Source organism: Actinoplanes sp. TFC3, from assembly GCF_001553785.1.
Taxonomy (GTDB): Bacteria; Actinomycetota; Actinomycetes; order Mycobacteriales; family Micromonosporaceae; genus Actinoplanes.
Genome location: NZ_LOJP01000001.1, coordinates 939,019 through 960,161 on the forward strand (window position 1 = coordinate 939,019; position 21,143 = coordinate 960,161).

The following is a 21,143-nucleotide window of genomic DNA, read 5'->3' on the forward strand; positions in this document are numbered from 1 at the left end:
GCGGGGGTGCCAAGGTCACCCTCAAGTGACCTGAGCCTTCCCCGCCCCACCTCGCACAGGCGGGGCCCCCTCACAGGGGGTCCCCGCCTGTTCGTTTCTCCGTCATAACCGCAGGTCAGAGTGGGTTTTCCAGCGGTCGGATGGACGACTCACAAAAGGGGCGGACCATCTCTTATGCTCATGAGAGTCCACCGCGGCGATCGTTCCGGCCTGCGGCACATGTTCGACCCGCGGCGCAAGTCTTGACTGTGTGTCCGCTGACAGGCACGCTGACAACAGCAAGTTTCCGCGCTTGCGACAGCCGTTCTGTGGGTAGCTCCGCTCCTGCAGACCGGCACCCGAGGGATTGACGCCGCGTCTGAGCGGCCCCGCTGAGGCACTGGCCCCTGAGAGGCGCAGGTCAGAGGCCGCGGGGACGCGCTCCGCAGGTCCCCTCCGGTGTGGGCTGGACAGCGGTTAGCCGAGCGGCTACACTGCTAGTTTGCGCTGCCTTCTGCCTTGAGCCCTGCAGGGACATCCATCCGGGTGATTTCCTGGGGGTCCATTGGAGTGCCCAGAGCAGTCGACAGCGCAGCAGTTGCACCCGCAGCTCAGCCGCATCAGCAGCACCGGTCCTCGGAAGGACGCATCTTGGCAGCTTCCCGCCCTGCGAAGACCAGCCGTACGTCGAGCGCTTACGCTCCCCGCCGTATCTCGTTCGGCCGGATCCAAGAGCAGCTTGAGGTCCCCAACCTCCTCGCCCTCCAGACGGAGTCCTTCGACTGGCTGGTGGGTAACGAGGCTTGGCAGGCCCGCACGACGGACGATCCGCACGCCCACTCGGGCCTCGCAGAGATCCTCGAAGAGATCAGTCCCATTGAGGACTTCTCCGGCACCATGTCGCTGTCCTTCTCCGCTCCGCGCTTCGACGAGGTCAAGGCCTCGATCGAGGAGTGCAAGGAGAAGGACCTGACCTACTGCGCACCGCTGTTCGTGACCGCGGAGTTCACCAACAACACCACTGGCGAGATCAAGAGCCAGACCGTGTTCATGGGTGACTTCCCGATGATGACCCCCAAGGGGACGTTCGTCATCAACGGCACCGAGCGCGTCGTGGTGAGTCAGCTCGTCCGCTCGCCGGGCGTGTACTTCACCAAGGAGCCGGACAAGACCTCCGACCGCGACCTTTCCAGCGTCAAGGTCATCCCGAGCCGGGGCGCCTGGCTCGAGTTCGACATCGACAAGCGCGACACCGTCGGTGTCCGTATCGACCGCAAGCGCCGGCAGGCCGTCACCGTCCTGCTCAAGGCGATTGGCTGGTCGGCGGAGCAGATCCGGGAGCGGTTCGGCTGGTCCGAGCTGCTCATGACGACGCTCGAAAAGGACCACATCGCCGGGCAGGACGAGGCTCTGCTCGACATCTACCGCAAGCTCCGTCCGGGTGAGCCCCCGACCCGGGAGAACGCGCAGACCCTGCTCGACAACCTCTTCTTCAACCCGAAGAGGTACGACGTCGCCAAGGTCGGCCGTTACAAGTTCAACAAGAAGCTGGACATCGACGTTCCGATCGTCCGCGGCACCCTCACCGAAGAGGACATCGTCAAGACCGTTGACTACCTCGCCCGGCTGCACGCCGGTGAGGAAGGCTACGAGGCCGACGACATCGACCACTTCGGCAATCGGCGCCTGCGTACCGTCGGCGAGCTGATCCAGAACCAGGTTCGCGTCGGCCTGTCCCGCATGGAGCGCGTCGTCCGCGAGCGCATGACCACCCAGGACGTCGAGGCCATCACGCCGCAGACCCTGATCAACATCCGCCCGGTCGTGGCGGCGATCAAGGAATTCTTCGGTACGTCGCAGCTCTCGCAGTTCATGGACCAGACCAACCCGCTGGCGGGCCTGACCCACCGGCGTCGTCTGAGCGCGCTCGGGCCGGGCGGTCTGTCCCGTGAGCGGGCGGGCTTCGAGGTCCGTGACGTGCACCCGTCCCACTATGGCCGGATGTGCCCGATCGAGACCCCCGAAGGCCCGAACATCGGCCTGATCGGTGCTCTCTCGACCTTCGCACGGGTGAACCCGTTCGGTTTCGTCGAGACCCCGTACCGCAAGGTGGAGAACGGCCGGGTCACCGACCAGGTCGACTACCTCACCGCGGACGAGGAAGACCGGTTCATCAAGGCGCAGGCGAACGCCACGCTGGCCGCCGACGGAACGTTCGCCCAGGACCGCGTCCTGGTCCGCCGTAAGGGCGGTGAGGTCGACTACGTGCCCGGCACCGACGTCGACTACATGGACGTCTCGCCGCGGCAGATGACCTCGGTCGCCACCGCGATGATCCCGTTCCTCGAGCACGACGACGCCAACCGCGCGCTCATGGGCGCCAACATGCAGCGTCAGGCCGTTCCGCTGGTCAAGGCCGAGGCGCCGCTGGTCGGTACGGGCATGGAATACCGTGCCGCGGTCGACGCCGGCGACGTGGTCGTGGCCGAGGTCGGCGGCGTGGTCGAGGACCTGTGTGCCGACTATGTGACGGTGCACCAGGATGACGGCCACCGCCGGACGTACCTGCTGCACAAGTTCCGCCGCAGCAACGCCGGCTCCTGCGTCAACCAGAAGCCCGTCGTCTTCGAAGGCGACCGGGTCGAGGCCGGCCAGGTCATCGCCGACGGCCCGTGCACCGACGAGGGGGAGATGGCCCTCGGCCGCAACCTGCTCGTCGCGTTCATGTGCTGGGAGGGTCACAACTACGAGGACGCGATCATCCTGTCGCAGCGCCTCGTGCAGCAGGACGTGCTCACCTCGATCCACATCGAGGAGCACGAGGTCGACGCGCGCGACACCAAGCTCGGCCCGGAAGAGATCACCCGCGACATCCCCAACGTCAGCGAGGAAATGCTCGCCGACCTGGACGAGCGCGGCATCATCCGGATCGGTGCCGAGGTCGTGCCCGGCGACATCCTGGTCGGCAAGGTCACCCCCAAGGGTGAGACCGAGCTGACCCCGGAGGAGCGGCTGCTGCGCGCGATCTTCGGTGAGAAGGCGCGTGAGGTCCGGGACACCTCGCTGAAGGTGCCGCACGGCGAGACCGGCACGGTCATCGGTGTGCGCACGTTCTCGCGCGAGGACGGCGACGAGCTGCCCCCGGGCGTCAACGAGCTGGTCCGGGTGTATGTGGCCCAGAAGCGCAAGATCCAGGACGGCGACAAGCTCGCCGGCCGCCACGGCAACAAGGGCGTCATCTCGAAGATCCTGCCGGTCGAGGACATGCCGTTCCTGGAGGACGGCACCCCGGTCGACATCGTGCTGAACCCGCTGGGTGTGCCCTCGCGTATGAACATCGGCCAGGTTCTGGAGACCCACCTCGGGTGGATCGCCAAGACCGGCTGGGAGGTCGAGGGCGAGGACGCCGAGTGGAAGCGTCAGCTGCGGGCCATCGAGGCGCACGAGTCCCCCAAGGACTCGAACGTCGCGACCCCGGTCTTCGACGGTGCCCAGGAGGAGGAGATCAAGGGCCTCCTCGAGTCGACGCTGGTCAACCGCGACGGTAAGCGGCTGGTCAACGGCGACGGCAAGGCGCAGCTGTTCGATGGCCGCTCGGGAGAGCCGCTGCCGGACCCGATTTCGGTCGGCTACGTCTACATCCTGAAGCTGAACCACCTGGTCGACGACAAGATCCACGCTCGCTCGACCGGTCCGTACTCGATGATCACTCAGCAGCCGCTGGGTGGTAAGGCGCAGTTCGGTGGCCAGCGCTTCGGTGAGATGGAGTGCTGGGCGATGCAGGCCTACGGTGCGGCTTACGCACTGCAGGAGCTGCTGACCATCAAGTCCGATGACGTTCTCGGCCGCGTGAAGGTCTACGAGGCCATCGTCAAGGGCGAGAACATCCCGGAGCCGGGCATCCCCGAGTCCTTCAAGGTGCTGCTCAAGGAGCTGCAGTCGCTGTGCCTGAACGTTGAGGTGCTTTCCAGCGACGGCGTGGCCCTCGAGATGCGCGAGACGGACGACGAGGTCTTCCGGGCCGCGGAGGAACTCGGCATCGACCTGTCCCGGCGCCCGAACGAGGGCGTCAGCAGCGTCGAAGAGATCTGACGGAGTGCGTCCCCGGCCACCGCTGAGGTAGCCGGGGACGCCCCCCGCCGGCCTGGAAACCCAAACCGAGCAACGAAACACGAGGGATAGACCAAGTGCTCGACGTCAACTTCTTCGACGAGTTGCGCATCGGCCTGGCCACCGCTGACGACATCCGGCAGTGGTCGCACGGCGAGGTCAAGAAGCCCGAGACGATCAACTACCGCACGCTCAAGCCCGAGAAGGACGGACTCTTCTGCGAGAAGATCTTCGGCCCTCAGCGGGACTGGGAGTGCTACTGCGGAAAGTACAAGCGGGTCCGGTTCAAGGGCATCATCTGTGAGCGCTGCGGCGTCGAGGTGACCCGGTCCAAGGTCCGCCGTGAACGCATGGGCCACATCGAGCTCGCCGCGTCGGTGACGCACATCTGGTACTTCAAGGGTGTGCCGAGCCGGCTGGGCTACCTGCTCGACCTGGCGCCCAAGGACCTCGAGAAGATCATTTACTTCGCCTCGTACGTGGTCACCAGCGTGGACGCCGACGCGCGTCACCGTGACATGTCCACCATCGAGAACGAGATCTTCGCCGAGAAGCGGCAGTCCGAGAACGGCCGCGACTCCGAGATCGAGAAGCGCGCCGCCAAGCTGGAGCAGGACCTGGCCGAGCTCGAGGCCGAGGGTGCGAAGGCCGACGTGCGCCGCAAGGTCAAGGAAGCTGGCGAGCGCGAGATGCGCCAGATCCGCGACAAGGCGCAGCGCGAGATCGACCGGCTCGACGAGGTGCTGGACACCTTCCGCAAGCTCGACAGCAAGCAGCTTGTCACCGACGAGCTGCTCTACCGCGAGCTGCGGGACCGCTTCGGTGAGTACTTCACCGGTGGCATGGGCGCCGAGGCGATCAAGGCGCTGCTCGAGAACATGGACCTGGACGCCGAGGCCGAGAACCTGCGGGAGATCATCCGTACGGGTAAGGGCCAGCGCAAGATCCGTGCCCTCAAGCGGCTCAAGGTCGTCGCCGCGTTCCTGAACACCCGCAACTCGCCGCTCGGCATGGTCCTGGACTGCGTCCCGGTCATCCCGCCGGACCTGCGCCCGATGGTGCAGCTCGACGGTGGCCGCTTCGCCACGTCCGACCTCAACGACCTGTACCGCCGGGTCATCAACCGCAACAACCGGCTCAAGCGCCTGATCGACCTGGGCGCCCCCGAGATCATCGTCAACAACGAGAAGCGGATGCTGCAGGAGGCCGTCGACGCGCTGTTCGACAACGGCCGTCGCGGCCGGCCGGTCACCGGCCCGGGTAACCGCCCGCTCAAGTCGCTGTCCGACATGCTCAAGGGCAAGCAGGGCCGCTTCCGTCAGAACCTGCTCGGCAAGCGCGTCGACTACTCCGGCCGTTCGGTCATCGTCGTCGGCCCGCGGCTCAAGCTGCACCAGTGCGGCCTGCCCAAGCAGATGGCGCTGGAGCTGTTCAAGCCGTTCGTGATGAAGCGCCTGGTGGATCTCAACCACGCGCAGAACATCAAGTCGGCCAAGCGGATGGTCGAGCGTCAGCGCCCGGTCGTGTGGGACGTCCTCGAAGAGGTCATCAGCGAGCACCCGGTGCTGCTGAACCGCGCGCCGACCCTGCACCGCCTCGGCATCCAGGCCTTCGAACCGCAACTGGTCGAGGGCAAGGCGATTCAGATCCACCCGCTCGTGTGCACGGCGTTCAACGCCGACTTCGACGGTGACCAGATGGCGGTGCACGTACCGCTGTCGGCCGAGGCGCAGGCCGAGGCCCGGATCCTGATGCTTTCGTCGAACAACATCCTCAAGCCGGCCGACGGCAAGCCGGTCACCATGCCGACCCAGGACATGGTTATCGGGCTGTACCACCTGACCCACCTCACGGCCGGTGCCAAGGGTGAGGGCCGGGTGTTCAGCTCCGACGCCGAGGCGCGGATGGCGTTCGACAACGGCGAGCTGCACCTGCAGGCGCCGGTCAAGATCCGTCTCCGGGACGTCATCGGGGTGGACAACGGCGCCAAGCAGGCGCCGTGGACCGCTCCGGAGGAGTGGGTCGAGGGCGAGCCGCTGCTCGTCGAGACCACACTGGGCCGGGTCATCTTCAACGAGACGCTGCCCCCGGGCTACCGCTTCGTGAACTACGAGATCCGCAAGGGTCAGCTGTCGGCGATCGTCAACGACCTCGCCGAGCGCTTCCCCAAGGTTGCCCTGGCTGCGACCCTGGACGCGCTCAAGGAGGCCGGCTTCCACTGGGCCACCTGGTCCGGTGTGACGATCGGCATGGGCGACGTTGTCGGCCCGCCGCGCAAGCCGGAGATCCTCGCTCGTTACCAGGGTGAGGCCGACCGGATCGACAAGCAGTACCAGCGTGGTCTGATGACCGCCGAGGAACGTCGCGGCGAGCTCATCGACATCTGGACCAAGGCGACCAACGAGATCTCCAAGGAGATGGAGACCGCGCTGCCGCAGGAGAACCCGCTCTGGGTGATGATCAACTCCGGCGCTCGCGGTAACCTCCTGCAGCTCCGGCAGATCGCCGCGATCCGTGGTCTGGTGGCCAACCCCAAGGGCGAGATCATCCCGCGCCCGATCACCTCGTCGTACCGCGAGGGCCTGACCGTGCTGGAGTACTTCATCTCCACGCACGGTGCCCGTAAGGGTCTGGCCGACACCGCGCTGCGTACCGCCGACTCGGGTTACCTGACCCGTCGTCTGGTGGACGTGTCGCAGGACGTGATCATCCGCGAGGAGGACTGCGGCACCGACCGGGCGATCCCCATGCAGGTCGCGGACAAGCTGGACGACGGCACCCTCGTCGTGCACACGCACGCGGAGACCGGTGTGCACGCCCGCACCATCGCGGACGACATCACCGACCAGTCCGGCACCGTGGTGGTCAACCGCGGTGACGACCTCAACTCGATCCTGGTCGACAAGCTTGTCGCCGCCGGGGTGGAGACGGTCCGGGTGCGCAGCGTGCTGACCTGCGAGTCGAAGCTCGGTGTGTGTGCGGCCTGCTACGGCCGCTCGCTGCCGACCGGCAAGTCGGTCGACATCGGCGAGGCGGTCGGCATCATCGCCGCCCAGTCCATCGGTGAGCCCGGTACGCAGCTGACGATGCGTACCTTCCACACCGGTGGTGTCGCGGGTGAGGACATCACCCAGGGTCTGCCGCGTGTGCAGGAAATCTTCGAGGCCCGCGTGCCCAAGGGCAAGGCGCCCATCGCCGACACCCCGGGACGCATCCGCATCGAGGACGGCGAGCGTTCGCGGAAGATCATCGTGATCCCGGACGACGGCAGCGAGGAGATCGTGTACGACAAGATCTCCAAGCGCGTCAAGCTGCGGGCGCACGACGGTGACCACGTGGCGGTCGGCGAGAAGCTCACCGAGGGCACCATCGACCCGCACGAGCTGCTGCGCATCATGGGCCCGCGCGCGGTCCAGGTCCACCTGACCAGTGAGGTCCAGGAGGTCTACCGCTCGCAGGGTGTGCTCATCCACGACAAGCACATCGAGATCATCATCCGCCAGATGCTCAAGCGGGTGACGGTCATCGACTCGGGCGCCGCCGAGTTCCTGCCGGGTGTGCTGGTCGACCGGGCGCTGTTCGAGTCCGAGAACCGCCGGATCGTCGGCGAGGGTGGTGAGCCCGCCGCCGGTCGTCCGGTGCTCATGGGTATCACCAAGGCCTCGCTGGCGACCGACTCCTGGCTCTCGGCGGCCTCCTTCCAGGAGACCACCCGGGTGCTCACCGACGCTGCGATCAACTCGCGCAGCGACTCGCTGGTGGGCCTCAAGGAGAACGTCATCATCGGTAAGCTCATCCCGGCCGGTACTGGTATCAGCAAGTACCGCAACATCCGGGTCGAGCCGACCGAGGAAGCCAAGGCCAAGGTGTACTCGATGACCGGGTACCCCGAGACCGACTACGGCTTCGGACCGGCCAGTGGTCAGGCTGTTCCGCTTGACGACTTCGACTTCGGGTCGTACCGCTGACGGTTTGTGGTTCCACCGAGGGCGTCCGTGCATCGCGCGGGCGCCCTCGGGCGTTTCTAGAATGAAACGGTGACCCTGCCTGTCTCCGCCGCACCGACCCGCCACCCGATGGATCCCGAGCCGGCCCCGGCCACCAAGGCCCGGGCGGTCTTCGTCCTCGGACTGGTGGCGCTGCTCACCGGCGCCTTCGTCGGTGGCGTGATCCCGGCCATGCTGGCCCTGCTGCTGGCGCGGCAGGTGTCGCGCGAGCACTATGCGGCTGGCGGTTACCTGCTCGGCGCCAAATGGATCCGGCGCGGCCGGACGCTGGCCTGGATCGGTGTCGTGCTCGCCCTGACCACGCTGGTGATCGCCGCCATCGCCGGGCTGCTGCACCTGGCCGAGGCACCCGGCGGTCAGGATTTTGACCCCGGCACTGACTGATCGCCGGGGCCCACCCCTCGGGCTGCGGTGCGCCTCGTACGGGTGACATGCTCGTATTCGAAGCCGACACGCGGGGAGAGGGACGCTCTGTGACGCAGCACCCAGGTTCATGGCCCGCTCAGCCGGATCCGCCGGCCGTGATGCCGCCCAAGCCGGGGGAGGCCTGGACGCCCGAGCGGGTGGAACCCATGCCGGGCACCGAGTTCGGTCTGGTCCAGTTGCGAGTGGCACCCATCACGTCGGGGCTGGCGGTCGGCTCGCTCAGCGCCGGCATCGTGGCGATCCTGGTGTCCTTGCTCGTGCTCTGCTTCGGCGTCGCCGGGGCCGAATCGGGCTGGGGGGCCGTTGTCGCGGGGGCGTTTGCCCTGCTCAGCGGGCTTGCTGGGGGAGGTGCGATCGCGCTTGGGCTGGTGTCCAGGCGCCAGATCCGGCGGTCGGGGCAGGGTGGCCGGGTTCGCTTCACCGGCGCCGGCATGGCGCTGGCCGGGCTCTGGTGCGGGGCCGCGGGGGCGGGAATTGCCGTCTTGACTCTCTTGTTGGCAGTGGTATTGCAGTCGTAGCGGCGCGGCGCGTGCCGTAAACCGGCACCGCAGCGATGCCGCCGGGCAGCACCCGGTACACTTGTCATGCGGGAGTGTCCATCGTCAAGTTAGCTGGTCAGAGCGCCTCGTTTTGACCTGCATGCTTGTGGTGGGTATTCTTTCCCCTCGTGCCCGGGCTCGCCCGGGCAACTCGTGCGTGCGCCCGAGTCTGAAGTACGACGGGGCGTTGAGCACGACGGGCTGAGCCCGACAAAGACAACACTCGCTGCGTGCGAATGCGCGCGGCGGGACCGTGAGCCGGGCGACACGCCCGACCGCGGGTGCGGGATGACCCACCGGGGCCGCCTCGTACACCAGGCATACGAACACATTGCCGGCCGCCACAACGGCGGCCGAAGGGAGCGGAGAAACCCGGTGCCCACGATCCAGCAGCTGGTCCGCAAGGGCCGCCAGGCGAAGACGAGCAAGACCAAGACGCCGGCGCTGAAGGGAAGTCCTCAGCGGCGCGGCGTGTGCACGCGCGTGTACACCACCACCCCCAAGAAGCCGAACTCTGCGCTGCGCAAGGTCGCTCGTGTGAAGCTCAGCAGCCAGATCGAGGTCACGGCGTACATCCCGGGCGTCGGCCACAACCTGCAGGAGCACTCGATCGTGCTCGTGCGCGGCGGCCGTGTTAAGGACCTCCCGGGCGTCCGCTACAAGATCGTTCGTGGTTCGCTGGACACCCAGGGCGTCCGCAACCGCAAGCAGGCCCGCAGCCGTTACGGCGCGAAGAAGGAGAAGAGCTGACATGCCGCGTAAAGGCCCCGCTCCGCGCCACCCAGTAGTTGCGGACCCGGTTTACAACTCGCCGCTCGTCACGCAGCTGGTGAACAAGATCCTCGTGGGCGGCAAGCGCCAGCTCGCGGAGCGCATCGTTTACGGCGCTCTTGAGGGCTGCCGTGAGAAGAGCGGCACCGACCCCGTGGTGACGCTCAAGCGCGCGATGGACAACGTCAAGCCGACCCTCGAGGTCCGCAGCCGCCGTGTTGGTGGCGCGACCTACCAGGTGCCGGTCGAGGTCCGTACGCCCCGCCAGACCACCCTCGGTCTGCGCTGGCTGGTGCAGTACTCCAAGGCCCGCCGCGAGAAGACCATGATCGAGCGTCTGCAGAACGAGCTGCTCGACGCGAGCAACGGCCTTGGTGCCGCCGTCAAGCGGCGCGAGGACACTCACAAGATGGCGGAGTCCAACAAGGCCTTCGCGCACTACCGCTGGTAAGACCCGGTTGCCGGCCCGGTCACCACCGGGCCGGGAACAACGGCCGCACCGGCCTCCCGCGGCGTCCCGCGGGAAACAGTCGACACGACGACGAAGAGTAGGGATTGCAGTGGCTGCCGCAGACGCGCTCGCCAAGGTTCGCAACATTGGCATCATGGCGCACATCGACGCTGGTAAGACCACGACGACCGAGCGCATCCTGTTCTACACCGGCATCACGTACAAGATCGGTGAAGTCCACGAGGGCGCGGCCGTCATGGACTGGATGGAACAGGAACAGGAACGCGGCATCACCATCACCTCCGCCGCTACGAAGTGCGAGTGGAAGGGCTACACGATTCAGATCATCGACACGCCCGGCCACGTCGACTTCACGGTCGAGGTCGAGCGGTCGCTGCGTGTGCTCGACGGCGCGGTCGCGGTCTACGACGGCGTTGCCGGCGTGGAGCCGCAGACGGAGAACGTCTGGCGGCAGGCGGACAAGTACAACGTCCCCCGCATGTGCTTCGTCAACAAGCTCGACCGCACCGGTGCGGACTTCTTCCGCTGCGTGCAGATGATGATCGACCGGCTCAACGCCACCCCGCTGGTGCTGCAGATCCCGATCGGCCTCGAGGGCGACCACATCGGCGTCGTCGACCTGATTGGCATGCGCGCGCTGACCTGGCGTGGCGAGACGGCCAAGGGCGAGGACTACGCGATCGAGGAGATCCCGGCGGACCTCGCTGACCAGGCCGCCGAGTGGCGCGAGAAGCTCATCGAGACACTCGCCGACGTGGACGACGCGGTGATGGAGAAGTACCTCGAGGGCCAGGAGCTCTCCGAGGACGAGATCAAGGCCGCCATCCGGCGTGCCACGATCGCCAGCAAGGCGAACCCGGTGCTGTGCGGTTCGGCGTTCAAGAACAAGGGCGTTCAGCCCATGCTCGACGCTGTGGTCGACTTCCTGCCGTCGCCGCTGGACATCCCCGCCATCGAGGGCACTGCCACCGACGGTGAGACCCCGCTGCAGCGCAAGCCCAGCAATGACGAGCCCTTCTCGGCCCTGGCGTTCAAGATCCAGACCGACAAGCACCTCGGCAAGCTGACCTACGTACGGGTCTACTCCGGCACGCTCGAATCCGGCTCTCAGGTGGTCAACTCCACCAAGGACCGCAAGGAGCGCATCGGCAAGATCTACCAGATGCACGCCAACAAGCGTGAGGAGCGCGCCACCGCGCAGGCCGGCGACATCATCGCTGTCCAGGGTCTCAAGCAGACCACCACCGGTGACACGCTCAGCGACCCGGCCAACCCGGTCATCCTCGAGTCGATGACGTTCCCGGAGCCGGTCATCCAGGTCGCCATCGAGCCGAAGACCAAGTCGGACCAGGAGAAGCTGGGCACCGCGATCCAGCGTCTGGCCGAGGAGGACCCGACCTTCCGCGTCTTCAACGACGAGGAGACCGGGCAGACCATCATCGCCGGCATGGGCGAGCTGCACCTCGACATCCTGGTCGACCGGATGCGCCGCGAGTTCAACGTCGAGGCGAACATCGGTAAACCGCAGGTGGCGTACCGCGAGACGATCCGGGGCACCGTCGAGAAGCTTTCGTACGTGCACAAGAAGCAGACCGGTGGCTCCGGTCAGTACGCGAAGGTCGTCGTCACGGTCGAGCCACTCGATCTCTCGGCGGACGGCCCGACCTACGAGTTCGTCAACGCGGTCTCAGGTGGTCGCATCCCGAAGGAATACATCCCTTCGGTCGACGCCGGCGCGCAGGACTCGCTGCAGTATGGCGTTCTAGCGGGATACCCGTTGGTCGGCGTCAAGCTGACGTTGGTCGACGGCCAGTTCCATGAGGTTGACTCCTCCGAGATGGCGTTCAAGATCGCCGGCTCGATGGTCATGAAGGAAGCGGCTCGCAAGGCCGACCCGGCGCTGCTCGAGCCGATGATGGCCGTCGAGGTCGTCACGCCCGAGGACAACATGGGCGACGTGATCGGCGACATCAACTCCCGCCGTGGCATCATCCAGTCGATGGAAGAGCGCTCCGGCGCTCGCGTCGTCAAGGCTTCGGTGCCGCTGTCGGAGATGTTCGGCTACGTCGGAGACCTGCGGTCGAAGACGGCCGGTCGGGCGAGCTACAGCATGCAGTTCGACTCCTACGCCGAAGTTCCGCAGAGTGTGGCGAAGGAGATCATCGCGAAGGCCACCGGCGCCTGATGCGTTGAGGCGCGTGCGGTCCGTCGAGGACCACACGCGTACGAGCAGTCGACAGAGTCCCCATCGCCTTGTCGGGCGTGCCGGGCGAGAAGAAAACCACAGTCCACAGGAGGACACCAGTGGCGAAGGCGAAGTTCGAGCGGACTAAGCCGCACGTCAACATCGGCACCATTGGTCACATCGACCACGGTAAGACGACGCTGACTGCGGCCATCACGAAGGTCCTGCACGACGAATACCCGGACCTGAACCCGTACACCCCGTTCGACGAGATCGACAAGGCGCCGGAGGAGAAGGCCCGCGGCATCACGATCTCGATCGCACACGTCGAGTACCAGACCGCTGCGCGTCACTACGCGCACGTGGACTGCCCCGGCCACGCTGACTACATCAAGAACATGATCACCGGTGCCGCGCAGATGGACGGCGCGATCCTGGTGGTTGCCGCGACCGACGGCCCGATGCCGCAGACCAAGGAGCACGTGCTCCTGGCCCGCCAGGTCGGCGTTCCGTACATCGTTGTCGCCCTCAACAAGAGCGACATGGTCGAGGACGAGGAGCTCCTGGAGCTCGTCGAGCTCGAGGTCCGCGAGCTGCTCAGCACCTACGAGTTCCCGGGCGACGACGTTCCCGTCGTGCGCGTCTCGGCGCTCAAGGCGCTTGAGGGCGACTCGGAGTGGACCGGCAAGCTCCTCGAGCTGATGAACGCGGTCGACACCGCGATCCCGCAGCCCGAGCGGGAGACCGAGAAGCCGTTCCTCATGCCGATCGAGGACGTGTTCACGATCACCGGTCGTGGCACGGTCGTCACCGGTCGCGCCGAGCGTGGCATCCTCAAGCCGAACGAGGAGGTCGAGATCGTCGGCATCCGCGAGAAGTCGACGAAGACCGTCTGCACCGGCATCGAGATGTTCCGCAAGCTGCTCGACGAGGCCCGCGCGGGCGAGAACGTCGGCCTCCTGCTGCGTGGTATCAAGCGCGAGGACGTCGAGCGCGGCATGGTCGTCGTGAAGCCGGGGTCCAGCACCCCGCACACGGAGTTCGAGGGCCAGGTCTACATCCTCTCGAAGGAAGAGGGCGGCCGGCACACCCCGTTCTTCCAGAACTACCGCCCGCAGTTCTACTTCCGCACCACGGACGTCACCGGCGTCGTCACGCTGCCCGAGGGCACCGAGATGGTCATGCCGGGCGACTCCACCACCATGTCGGTGAAGCTGATCCAGCCCATCGCCATGGAGCAGGGCCTGAAGTTCGCGATCCGTGAGGGTGGCCGCACCGTCGGCGCCGGAACGGTCACGAAGATCAACGTCTGAGGTGAGGCTTGTTCACCAGAACAACCCTCATTGGTGACCCCGATTAGCGTTGCTGCGTTTCATGCGGCATACTAGTCAGGTTGCGTCCGCGCAGGGCGGTTGGCTGCTTCGCAGTTTGGCAGCCGACCGCCCTCGCCCGGTGTCCGGTGTGTGTGAGAGCCGCCGGCCGCCCCGATCCCGACGGATGGGGCAGTGTTCCAGGAGTTAGCGCTCCAGGTTGCTGCGCCACGGGCATCATTGCTCCAGTTTTCTGGGGCGGAGCCTGTGCTTGGTTAGCTGAGCAATCTGCCACTAGGCGCGACACGCCCGACCGCGGGGGTCGGACAACGCAGGATCAACGGTCCTGCGGGCATGCGAGGGCCACCGCTCTCGCACGTAGCGGCATCGAGAGAAGGAAACAGAAGCCACCATGGCGGGACAGAAGATCCGCATCCGGCTCAAGGCCTATGACCACGAGGTCGTCGACTCCTCGGCACGGAAGATCGTCGAGACGGTGACGCGGACCGGGGCACAGGTTGCTGGCCCGGTGCCGCTGCCCACGGAGATCAACCGTTTCTGCGTGATCCGTTCGCCGCACAAGTACAAGGACTCGCGCGAGCACTTCGAGATGCGCACGCACAAGCGTCTGATCGACATCATCGACCCGACCCCCAAGACGGTCGACTCGCTCATGCGCCTCGACCTGCCGGCTGGCGTCGACATCGAGATCAAGCTGTAGGGATCCGGACAATGGACAGGCAAGTGAAGGGGATCCTGGGCGCCAAGCTCGGCATGACCCAGGTCTGGGACAACAACAAGGTCGTCCCGGTGACCGTGGTGCAGGCCGGCCCTTGTGTCGTGACCCAGGTTCGCACCCCGGAGGCAGACGGATACGCGGCGGTTCAGCTGGCTTACGGCCAGATCGACCCGCGCAAGGTGAACAAGCCCGAGAGCGGTCACTACGCGAAGGCGGGTGTGTCGCCGCGGCGCCACATCGTGGAGCTGCGCACCATCGACGCGAGCGAGTACGAGCTCGGCCAGGAAGTCACCGTTGAGGCGTTCGCGGTCGGTGCGCCGATCGACGTCACCGGTAAGACCAAGGGCAAGGGCTACGCCGGTGTCATGAAGCGGCACGGGTTCCACGGCCTGAAGAGCAGCCACGGTGTTGAGCGCAAGCACCGCTCGCCCGGTTCCATCGGCGCCTGCGCCACCCCGGGTCGCGTCTTCAAGGGCGTCCGGATGGCGGGCCGCATGGGTGGCAAGCGCTTCACCGTGCAGAACCTGACGGTGCAGGCGGTCGACACCGAGAACAACCTGCTGCTCGTCAAGGGTGCCGTTCCCGGCCCCAAGGGCGCGCTGATCCTGGTTCGTACGGCGGCGAAGAAGGGCGGTGTCAAGTGAGCTCCGTTGACGTGATCAACGCAGAGGGCACCAAGGCCGGCTCCGTCGAGCTGCCCGACGACATCTTCGACGTGCAGGCGAACATTCCGCTGATGCACCAGGTCGTCGTGGCTCAGCTGGCGGCTGCCCGGCAGGGTACGCACAAGGCGAAGACCCGCGGCGAGGTCGCCGGTGGCGGCAAGAAGCCGTACAAGCAGAAGGGCACCGGTCGCGCCCGTCAGGGCTCGATCCGCGCTCCGCAGTTCGCCGGCGGTGGCGTCGTGCACGGTCCCGTGCCGCGCGACTACAGCCAGCGGACGCCCAAGAAGATGAAGGCCGCCGCGCTGCGTGGTGCCCTCTCCGATCGGGCCCGTGACGGCCGCGTGCACGTGATCGAGTCGTTCATCTCCGGCGAGAAGCCGTCGACGAAGGCTGCGGTCGCCACGCTGCGCAAGGCGACGGAGTCCACCAAGGTGCTTGTCGTGCTGAGCAACCAGGACGACCTGAGCTGGATCTCGCTGCGCAACGAGCCGACCGTGCACCTCATCGAGGCCGGCCAGCTGAACACGTACGACGTGCTGGTGGCCGACGAGGTCGTCTTCACCAAGGCGGCGCTGGACGAGTTCCTTGGCGTGCCCGCCGAGACCTCCGAGGAGGGGAACAAGTGAGCACGATCGCCGACCCGCGTGACGTCATCGTCGCGCCCGTGGTCTCCGAGAAGAGCTACAGCGTTCTCGACCAGAACTGGTACACGTTCCTGGTTCACCCGGACGCCAACAAGACCCAGATCAAGATCGCTATCCAGCAGATCTTCGATGTCCGCGTGCTGACGGTGAACACCATTAACCGCCAGGGCAAGCGCAAGCGCACCAAGACCGGCTTCGGTCAGCGCAAGGCGACCAAGCGCGCCATGGTGAAGCTGGCTGACGGTGACCGTATCGAGGCCTTCGGCGGCCCGGTCAGCTAAGGGGTTTGTGAATCATGGCAATCCGTAAGTACAAGCCGACCACGCCGGGCCGTCGTGGCTCCAGCGTCGCCGACTTCGCCGAGATCACCCGGTCGACGCCGGAGAAGTCTCTGCTGGTTCCGCTGCCCAAGAAGGGTGGCCGCAACGTCCACGGTCGCATCACGACGCGGCACCAGGGCGGTGGCCACAAGCGGCAGTACCGGCTGATCGACTTCCGGCGCAACGACAAGGACGGCGTGCCGGCCAAGGTCGCTCACATTGAGTACGACCCCAACCGCACCTCCCGCATCGCTCTGCTGCACTACGCCGACGGTGAGAAGCGCTACATTCTCGCGCCGAAGGACCTCAAGCAGGGCGACCGCGTCGAGTCGGGCGTGGGCGCGGACATCAAGCCGGGCAACAACCTGCCCCTGCGCAACATCCCGGTCGGTACGACGGTCCACGGTGTGGAGCTTCGTCCCGGCGGTGGCGCCAAGCTGGCCCGTTCGGCCGGCGTCGGCATCCAGCTCCTGGGCCGTGAAGGTGCGTACGCCACGCTGCGTATGCCCTCCGGCGAGATCCGTCGCGTCGACATCCGCTGCCGCGCGACCGTCGGCGAGATCGGCAACGCCGAGCAGTCGAACATCAACTGGGGCAAGGCCGGCCGCATGCGGTGGAAGGGCAAGCGCCCGACCGTCCGTGGTGTCGCCATGAACCCGATCGACCACCCGCACGGTGGTGGTGAGGGTAAGACCTCCGGTGGTCGCCACCCGGTGAACCCGGCTGGTAAGCCCGAGGGCCGTACCCGCCGCAAGGGCCAGGAGAGCGACAAGCTGATCGTTCGCCGCCGCTACGCCACCCGCAAGCGCGGGTAACGGGAGTTAAAAGATGCCTCGCAGCCTGAAGAAGGGCCCGTTCGTCGACGACCACCTGATCAAGAAGGTGGAAGTCCAGAACGAGAAGAACTCGAAGAACGTCATCAAGACCTGGTCGCGGCGCTCGACGATCATTCCCGACATGCTCGGGCACACGATCGCGGTGCACGACGGGCGCAAGCACGTCCCGGTGTTCATCACCGAGGCCATGGTCGGTCACAAGCTCGGCGAGTTCGCTCTGACCCGTACGTTCAAGGGTCACGAGAAGGACGACCGCAAGAGCCGTCGTCGCTAACCAGTCCACGGACTAGAAAGGGGTTACAGCGATGCCAGTCAAGAGCGATGCTCCGGCGCTTCCAGGCGCTCGGGCAGTTGCGCGCCACGTGCGCATCTCGCCGAACAAGGCGCGCCGTGTGATCAACCTCGTCCGCGGTCTGCCCGCGAAGGAGGCTCTCACGGTCCTGCAGTTCGCGCCTCAGGCTGCGAGCGAGCAGGTCTACAAGGTGCTCGCCAGCGCGATTGCCAACGCCGAGAACAACGTGCGGCTCGACCCGGACGCGCTCCTGGTCGCCGAGGCGTTCGTTGACGAGGGCCCGACGCTGAAGCGGTTCCGGCCGCGGGCGCAGGGCCGGGCGTACCGGATCCGCAAGCGCACCTGTCACATCACGATCGCGGTGGAAGCCGTCCAGGTCACCACGCCTGGCCGCAAGGCCACCGCGAAGGCCGCACCGGCCAAGTCGGCGGCACCCGCCGCTGAGGCCGCGCAGGCCGAGTCCCAGAGCACGGAAGGTGCCGAGTAATGGGTCAGAAAGTTCACCCCACCGGGTTCCGGCTCGGCATCTCCACCGACTGGAAGAGCCGCTGGTTCGCGGACAAGCTCTACAAGGACTACATCGGCGAGGACGTCAAGATCCGCCGCATGATGTCCAAGGGCCTCGAGCGCGCCGGCATCTCGAAGGTGGACATCGAGCGCACCCGTGACCGCGTCCGCGTCGACATCCACACCGCGCGTCCGGGCATCGTCATCGGCCGTAAGGGTGCTGAGGCGGACCGTATCCGCGGCGAGCTCGAGAAGCTCACCGGCAAGCAGGTTCAGCTCAACATTCTTGAGGTGAAGAGCCCGGAGTCGGACGCGCAGCTCGTGGCGCAGGGCGTCGCCGAGCAGCTGTCCAGCCGGGTCAGCTTCCGCCGGGCGATGCGCAAGGCCATGCAGTCGGCGATGAAGAACCCGGTCTGCAAGGGCATCCGGGTGCAGGTCTCCGGCCGCCTCGGTGGCGCGGAGATGAGCCGCACGGAGTTCTACCGTGAGGGTCGCGTCCCGCTGCACACGCTGCGCGCCGACATCGAGTACGGCTTCTTCGAGGCTCGTACCACGTTCGGTCGCATCGGCGTGAAGGTCTGGATCTACAAGGGCGACGCCGTGCCCGGCCGCGAGGTAGCCCCCGAGGCGCCCGCGCGTCCGCGCCGTGACCGTGGCGACCGTCCCGAGCGTCCGCGCCGCGGCCGTTCCGGTTCGTCCGGCACGACCGCCGGTGGCACCGAGGCTGGCCGCGCTGCCGCGCAGGCCCGTACGGGTGACACCCCGGCCGGCGAGAACGTCAACGACGCCGCGGTTGCCGCGGCTCCGGCTCCGGCCGAAACGCAGCAGGAGGGCTGACACATGCTGATGCCGCGTAAGCCCCCGAAGGGCTTCCGCAAGCCGCACCACCCGGACCGCCACGGCGCGTCCAAGGGCGGCAACCGGGTGGTCTTCGGCGAGTTCGGTATCCAGGCCCTGGAGCCGGCATACGTGACCAACCGGCAGATCGAGTCGGCCCGTATCGCCATGACGCGCCACATCAAGCGTGGCGGTAAGGTCTGGATCTCGATCTTCCCGGACCAGGCACTGACCAAGAAGCCTGCCGAAACCCGCATGGGTTCCGGTAAGGGTTCGCCGGAGTGGTGGGTGGCGAACGTCAAGCCGGGACGCATTCTCTTCGAGATGTCGTTCCCGAATGAGACGATTGCGCGCGAAGCGATGCGTCGCGCGATCCACAAGCTCCCGATGAAGTGCCGCATCGTGACACGCGAAGTGGGTGAAAACTGATGGCAGCGGGCGTGAAGCCGGCCGAGCTGCGCGAGCTCTCCGAAGAGGAGCTGGTCTCGCGGCTGCGGGAGGCGAAGGCGGAGCTGTTCAATCTTCGCGTGCAAGGCGCGACCGGTCAGCTCGACAACCACCGTCGGCTGCAGGTTGTCCGCAAGGACATCGCGAGGATCTACACGATCATGCGTGAGCGTGAGCTCGGGCTCTCGGCCGCGCCGAGTGAGGTGACAGCATGAGTGAAACTGCCCCCCAGGGTACGAACGCCGTTGCGCCGCGGTCTCAGCGCAAGGTGCGCGAGGGTCTCGTCGTCAGCGACAAGATGGATAAGACCGTCGTCGTCGAGGTCGAGGACCGCGTCAAGCACGCCCTCTACGGCAAGGTGATCCGTCGCACCCGCAAGCTCAAGGTGCACGACGAGCAGAACGCGTGCGGCATCGGTGACCGGGTCCTGATGATGGAGACCCGCCCGCTGTCGGCCACCAAGCGGTGGCGTGTCGTGGAGATCCTCGAAAAGGCCAAGTGAGTGCGCTGGGCCGGTGCGAGCCGGCCCAGCGAACCATCGTTCCGCCAAGCTTCGGATGCTCGATCCGGAGAACTGGCAGACATAGGAGACAGACGTGATCCAGCAGGAGTCGCGACTGCGCGTCGCCGACAACACGGGTGCCCGGGAAATCCTGTGCATCCGTGTACTGGGCGGCTCCGGCCGCCGCTACGCGAGCATCGGCGACGTCATCGTGGCCACGGTCAAGGACGCCATCCCGGGCGCCGGTGTGAAGAAGGGTGACGTCGTCAAGGCGGTCATCGTTCGCACCGCCAAGGAGAAGCGCCGTCCCGACGGCTCGTACATCCGCTTCGACGAGAACGCCGCCGTCATCATCAAGGACGGCGGAGACCCCCGCGGCACGCGCATCTTCGGCCCGGTCGGCCGCGAGCTGCGCGACAAGCGGTTCATGAAGATCATCAGCCTGGCGCCGGAGGTGCTCTGACCGTGAAGATCAAGAAGGGCGACACGGTCGTCGTCATCGCCGGCAAGGACAAGGGCGCCAAGGGTAAGGTCATTGCGGCCTTCCCGCGCCAGGACAAGGTCCTTGTCGAGGGCGTCAACCGCATCAAGAAGCACGAGCGCATCCGTACGAACCAGCGCGGTTCGAAGACCGGTGGCATCGTTACGCAGGAAGCCCCGATCCACATCTCGAACGTGCAGATCGTGGACTCCGAGGGCAAGCCGACCCGGGTTGGCTTCCGCACCGACGACAACGGCCAGAAGGTCCGGATCGCCCGTACCACTGGTAAGGACCTGTGATGACTGCCGCTACCGAGACCAAGACCCTGCCCCGGCTGAAGCAGAAGTACCGCAGCGAGGTCATCTCTGCGCTTCAGGAGCAGTACAAGTACGGCAACCCCATGCAGGTCCCCGGCCTGGTCAAGGTCGTCGTGAACATGGGTGTCGGCGAGGCTGCTCGCGACGCCAAGCTGATCGACGGTGCGGTGCGTGACCTCACCACCATCACCGGCCAGAAGCCGCTGGTTCGCCGGGCGACCAAGTCCATCGCGCAGTTCAAGCTGCGTGAGGGCATGCCGATCGGCGCGAAGGTCACCCTTCGCAACGACCGGATGTGGGAGTTCGTGGACCGGCTGTTGTCGATCGCGCTGCCGCGTATCCGTGACTTCCGCGGGCTCGACGGGCGCAAGCTCGACGGGCACGGCAACTACACGTTCGGTCTGACCGAGCAGTCGGTGTTCCACGAGATCGACCAGGACCGGATCGATCGCACGCGGGGCATGGACATCACGGTGGTGACCACCGCCAAGACCGACGAGGAGGGCCGGCAGCTGCTCAAGCTCCTGGGCTTCCCGTTCAAGGAGAACTGAGCATGGCTAAGAAGGCCCTGATCATCAAGGCGGCCGCGAAGCCCAAGTTCGCTGTGCGGGCGTACACCCGGTGCCAGCGGTGCGGTCGCCCGCACTCGGTCTACCGTAAGTTCGGCCTCTGCCGGGTTTGCGTGCGAGACATGGCCCACCGCGGTGAGCTCCCCGGCGTGTCCAAGGCTTCCTGGTAAACGACTTGTAATACCGCT

At 66.5% G+C, this 21,143-nt stretch carries 23 protein-coding genes; all 23 read left to right on the forward strand.

Annotated features, from left to right (window positions below):
- Nucleotides 1-630 precede the first annotated feature (630 nt).
- The 23 genes from TFC3_RS04150 (at nucleotide 631) to TFC3_RS04260 (ending at nucleotide 21,125) form a co-directional block, all read left to right on the forward strand.
- Nucleotides 631-4,071 carry a DNA-directed RNA polymerase subunit beta gene (locus tag TFC3_RS04150; RefSeq protein ID WP_067495849.1) on the forward strand — a complete coding sequence of 1,147 codons (3,441 nt, stop codon included), beginning with the start codon at nucleotides 631-633 and terminating at the stop codon, nucleotides 4,069-4,071.
- A gap of 95 nt (nucleotides 4,072-4,166) precedes the next feature.
- Nucleotides 4,167-8,057 (forward strand): DNA-directed RNA polymerase subunit beta', encoded by a 3,891-nt coding sequence (locus tag TFC3_RS04155; RefSeq protein WP_067495853.1) that lies wholly within the window; start codon nucleotides 4,167-4,169, stop codon nucleotides 8,055-8,057.
- A gap of 108 nt (nucleotides 8,058-8,165) precedes the next feature.
- Nucleotides 8,166-8,480, forward strand: a complete 315-nt coding sequence (locus TFC3_RS04160; RefSeq protein WP_067505944.1) for a hypothetical protein — start codon at nucleotides 8,166-8,168, stop codon at nucleotides 8,478-8,480.
- 89 nt (nucleotides 8,481-8,569) lie between these two features.
- Nucleotides 8,570-9,040, forward strand: a complete 471-nt coding sequence (locus TFC3_RS04165) for a hypothetical protein (protein WP_369819568.1) — start codon at nucleotides 8,570-8,572, stop codon at nucleotides 9,038-9,040.
- Between the two features lie 396 nt (nucleotides 9,041-9,436).
- A complete protein-coding gene (gene rpsL, locus TFC3_RS04170; protein ID WP_014440718.1) occupies nucleotides 9,437-9,811 on the forward strand; it encodes a 30S ribosomal protein S12 in 375 nt (124 codons plus the stop codon).
- 1 nt (nucleotide 9,812) lies between these two features.
- Nucleotides 9,813-10,283 carry a 30S ribosomal protein S7 gene (gene rpsG / locus TFC3_RS04175; protein WP_041831882.1) on the forward strand — a complete coding sequence of 157 codons (471 nt, stop codon included), beginning with the start codon at nucleotides 9,813-9,815 and terminating at the stop codon, nucleotides 10,281-10,283.
- Between the two features lie 109 nt (nucleotides 10,284-10,392).
- Nucleotides 10,393-12,489, forward strand: coding sequence for an elongation factor G (gene fusA, locus TFC3_RS04180; RefSeq protein ID WP_067495855.1), 2,097 nt, complete (start codon nucleotides 10,393-10,395; stop codon nucleotides 12,487-12,489).
- A gap of 119 nt (nucleotides 12,490-12,608) precedes the next feature.
- Nucleotides 12,609-13,802: an elongation factor Tu gene (tuf, locus tag TFC3_RS04185; RefSeq protein ID WP_067495858.1), complete on the forward strand. Its 1,194-nt coding sequence runs from the start codon at nucleotides 12,609-12,611 to the stop codon at nucleotides 13,800-13,802.
- A 409-nt stretch (nucleotides 13,803-14,211) separates the two neighbouring features.
- The gene (gene rpsJ, locus TFC3_RS04190; RefSeq protein WP_007073037.1) at nucleotides 14,212-14,520 is read left to right on the forward strand and encodes a 30S ribosomal protein S10; all 309 of its coding nucleotides are present in this window, start codon (nucleotides 14,212-14,214) and stop codon (nucleotides 14,518-14,520) included.
- An 11-nt stretch (nucleotides 14,521-14,531) separates the two neighbouring features.
- Nucleotides 14,532-15,182 (forward strand): 50S ribosomal protein L3, encoded by a 651-nt coding sequence (gene rplC / locus TFC3_RS04195; RefSeq protein WP_067495861.1) that lies wholly within the window; start codon nucleotides 14,532-14,534, stop codon nucleotides 15,180-15,182.
- On the forward strand, nucleotides 15,179-15,829 hold the full coding sequence (gene rplD, locus TFC3_RS04200) for a 50S ribosomal protein L4 (RefSeq protein ID WP_067495864.1): 651 nt from the start codon (nucleotides 15,179-15,181) through the stop codon (nucleotides 15,827-15,829). The genes rplC and rplD overlap by 4 nt, the downstream gene beginning before the upstream one ends.
- Nucleotides 15,826-16,128 carry a 50S ribosomal protein L23 gene (rplW, locus tag TFC3_RS04205; RefSeq protein WP_067495867.1) on the forward strand — a complete coding sequence of 101 codons (303 nt, stop codon included), beginning with the start codon at nucleotides 15,826-15,828 and terminating at the stop codon, nucleotides 16,126-16,128. The genes rplD and rplW overlap by 4 nt, the downstream gene beginning before the upstream one ends.
- A 14-nt stretch (nucleotides 16,129-16,142) precedes the next feature.
- Nucleotides 16,143-16,982 (forward strand): 50S ribosomal protein L2, encoded by an 840-nt coding sequence (gene rplB / locus TFC3_RS04210; protein ID WP_067495870.1) that lies wholly within the window; start codon nucleotides 16,143-16,145, stop codon nucleotides 16,980-16,982.
- Nucleotides 16,983-16,995: 13 nt separating this feature from the next.
- The gene (rpsS, locus tag TFC3_RS04215; protein WP_014440726.1) at nucleotides 16,996-17,277 is read left to right on the forward strand and encodes a 30S ribosomal protein S19; all 282 of its coding nucleotides are present in this window, start codon (nucleotides 16,996-16,998) and stop codon (nucleotides 17,275-17,277) included.
- Nucleotides 17,278-17,308: 31 nt separating this feature from the next.
- The gene (rplV, locus tag TFC3_RS04220; RefSeq protein WP_067495873.1) at nucleotides 17,309-17,782 is read left to right on the forward strand and encodes a 50S ribosomal protein L22; all 474 of its coding nucleotides are present in this window, start codon (nucleotides 17,309-17,311) and stop codon (nucleotides 17,780-17,782) included.
- A complete protein-coding gene (gene rpsC / locus TFC3_RS04225) occupies nucleotides 17,782-18,639 on the forward strand; it encodes a 30S ribosomal protein S3 (RefSeq protein ID WP_067495876.1) in 858 nt (285 codons plus the stop codon). The genes rplV and rpsC overlap by 1 nt, the downstream gene beginning before the upstream one ends.
- A gap of 3 nt (nucleotides 18,640-18,642) precedes the next feature.
- Nucleotides 18,643-19,068: a 50S ribosomal protein L16 gene (rplP, locus tag TFC3_RS04230; RefSeq protein ID WP_023358180.1), complete on the forward strand. Its 426-nt coding sequence runs from the start codon at nucleotides 18,643-18,645 to the stop codon at nucleotides 19,066-19,068.
- Nucleotides 19,068-19,301 carry a 50S ribosomal protein L29 gene (gene rpmC, locus TFC3_RS04235; RefSeq protein ID WP_015619000.1) on the forward strand — a complete coding sequence of 78 codons (234 nt, stop codon included), beginning with the start codon at nucleotides 19,068-19,070 and terminating at the stop codon, nucleotides 19,299-19,301. The genes rplP and rpmC overlap by 1 nt, the downstream gene beginning before the upstream one ends.
- The gene (gene rpsQ / locus TFC3_RS04240) at nucleotides 19,298-19,588 is read left to right on the forward strand and encodes a 30S ribosomal protein S17 (RefSeq protein WP_067495878.1); all 291 of its coding nucleotides are present in this window, start codon (nucleotides 19,298-19,300) and stop codon (nucleotides 19,586-19,588) included. The genes rpmC and rpsQ overlap by 4 nt, the downstream gene beginning before the upstream one ends.
- Before the next feature lie 94 nt (nucleotides 19,589-19,682).
- Nucleotides 19,683-20,051, forward strand: coding sequence for a 50S ribosomal protein L14 (gene rplN / locus TFC3_RS04245; RefSeq protein ID WP_015619002.1), 369 nt, complete (start codon nucleotides 19,683-19,685; stop codon nucleotides 20,049-20,051).
- The gene (gene rplX, locus TFC3_RS04250; RefSeq protein ID WP_067495881.1) at nucleotides 20,048-20,368 is read left to right on the forward strand and encodes a 50S ribosomal protein L24; all 321 of its coding nucleotides are present in this window, start codon (nucleotides 20,048-20,050) and stop codon (nucleotides 20,366-20,368) included. The genes rplN and rplX overlap by 4 nt, the downstream gene beginning before the upstream one ends.
- The gene (gene rplE / locus TFC3_RS04255) at nucleotides 20,368-20,937 is read left to right on the forward strand and encodes a 50S ribosomal protein L5 (protein ID WP_067495884.1); all 570 of its coding nucleotides are present in this window, start codon (nucleotides 20,368-20,370) and stop codon (nucleotides 20,935-20,937) included. Before rplX ends, rplE begins: the two co-directional genes overlap by 1 nt.
- 2 nt (nucleotides 20,938-20,939) lie before the next feature.
- Nucleotides 20,940-21,125: a type Z 30S ribosomal protein S14 gene (locus TFC3_RS04260; protein WP_015619005.1), complete on the forward strand. Its 186-nt coding sequence runs from the start codon at nucleotides 20,940-20,942 to the stop codon at nucleotides 21,123-21,125.
- Nucleotides 21,126-21,143: the final 18 nt, after the last annotated feature.

What these genes read in the sequence shown, in the direction of transcription:
- rplC (WP_067495861.1), top strand. Translation starts at nt 14,532, where the DNA reads ATGGACAGGCAAGTGAAGGGGATCCTGGGCGCCAAGCTCGGCATGACC.
- TFC3_RS04160 (WP_067505944.1), top strand. Translation starts at nt 8,166, where the DNA reads ATGGATCCCGAGCCGGCCCCGGCCACCAAGGCCCGGGCGGTCTTCGTC.
- TFC3_RS04260 (WP_015619005.1), top strand. Translation starts at nt 20,940, where the DNA reads ATGGCTAAGAAGGCCCTGATCATCAAGGCGGCCGCGAAGCCCAAGTTC.
- rplE (WP_067495884.1), top strand. Translation starts at nt 20,368, where the DNA reads ATGACTGCCGCTACCGAGACCAAGACCCTGCCCCGGCTGAAGCAGAAG.
- rplB (WP_067495870.1), top strand. Translation starts at nt 16,143, where the DNA reads ATGGCAATCCGTAAGTACAAGCCGACCACGCCGGGCCGTCGTGGCTCC.
- rpsG (WP_041831882.1), top strand. Translation starts at nt 9,813, where the DNA reads ATGCCGCGTAAAGGCCCCGCTCCGCGCCACCCAGTAGTTGCGGACCCG.
- rpsJ (WP_007073037.1), top strand. Translation starts at nt 14,212, where the DNA reads ATGGCGGGACAGAAGATCCGCATCCGGCTCAAGGCCTATGACCACGAG.
- rplV (WP_067495873.1), top strand. Translation starts at nt 17,309, where the DNA reads ATGCCAGTCAAGAGCGATGCTCCGGCGCTTCCAGGCGCTCGGGCAGTT.
- rpsS (WP_014440726.1), top strand. Translation starts at nt 16,996, where the DNA reads ATGCCTCGCAGCCTGAAGAAGGGCCCGTTCGTCGACGACCACCTGATC.
- rplP (WP_023358180.1), top strand. Translation starts at nt 18,643, where the DNA reads ATGCTGATGCCGCGTAAGCCCCCGAAGGGCTTCCGCAAGCCGCACCAC.
- rpsQ (WP_067495878.1), top strand. Translation starts at nt 19,298, where the DNA reads ATGAGTGAAACTGCCCCCCAGGGTACGAACGCCGTTGCGCCGCGGTCT.
- rpsC (WP_067495876.1), top strand. Translation starts at nt 17,782, where the DNA reads ATGGGTCAGAAAGTTCACCCCACCGGGTTCCGGCTCGGCATCTCCACC.
- rpmC (WP_015619000.1), top strand. Translation starts at nt 19,068, where the DNA reads ATGGCAGCGGGCGTGAAGCCGGCCGAGCTGCGCGAGCTCTCCGAAGAG.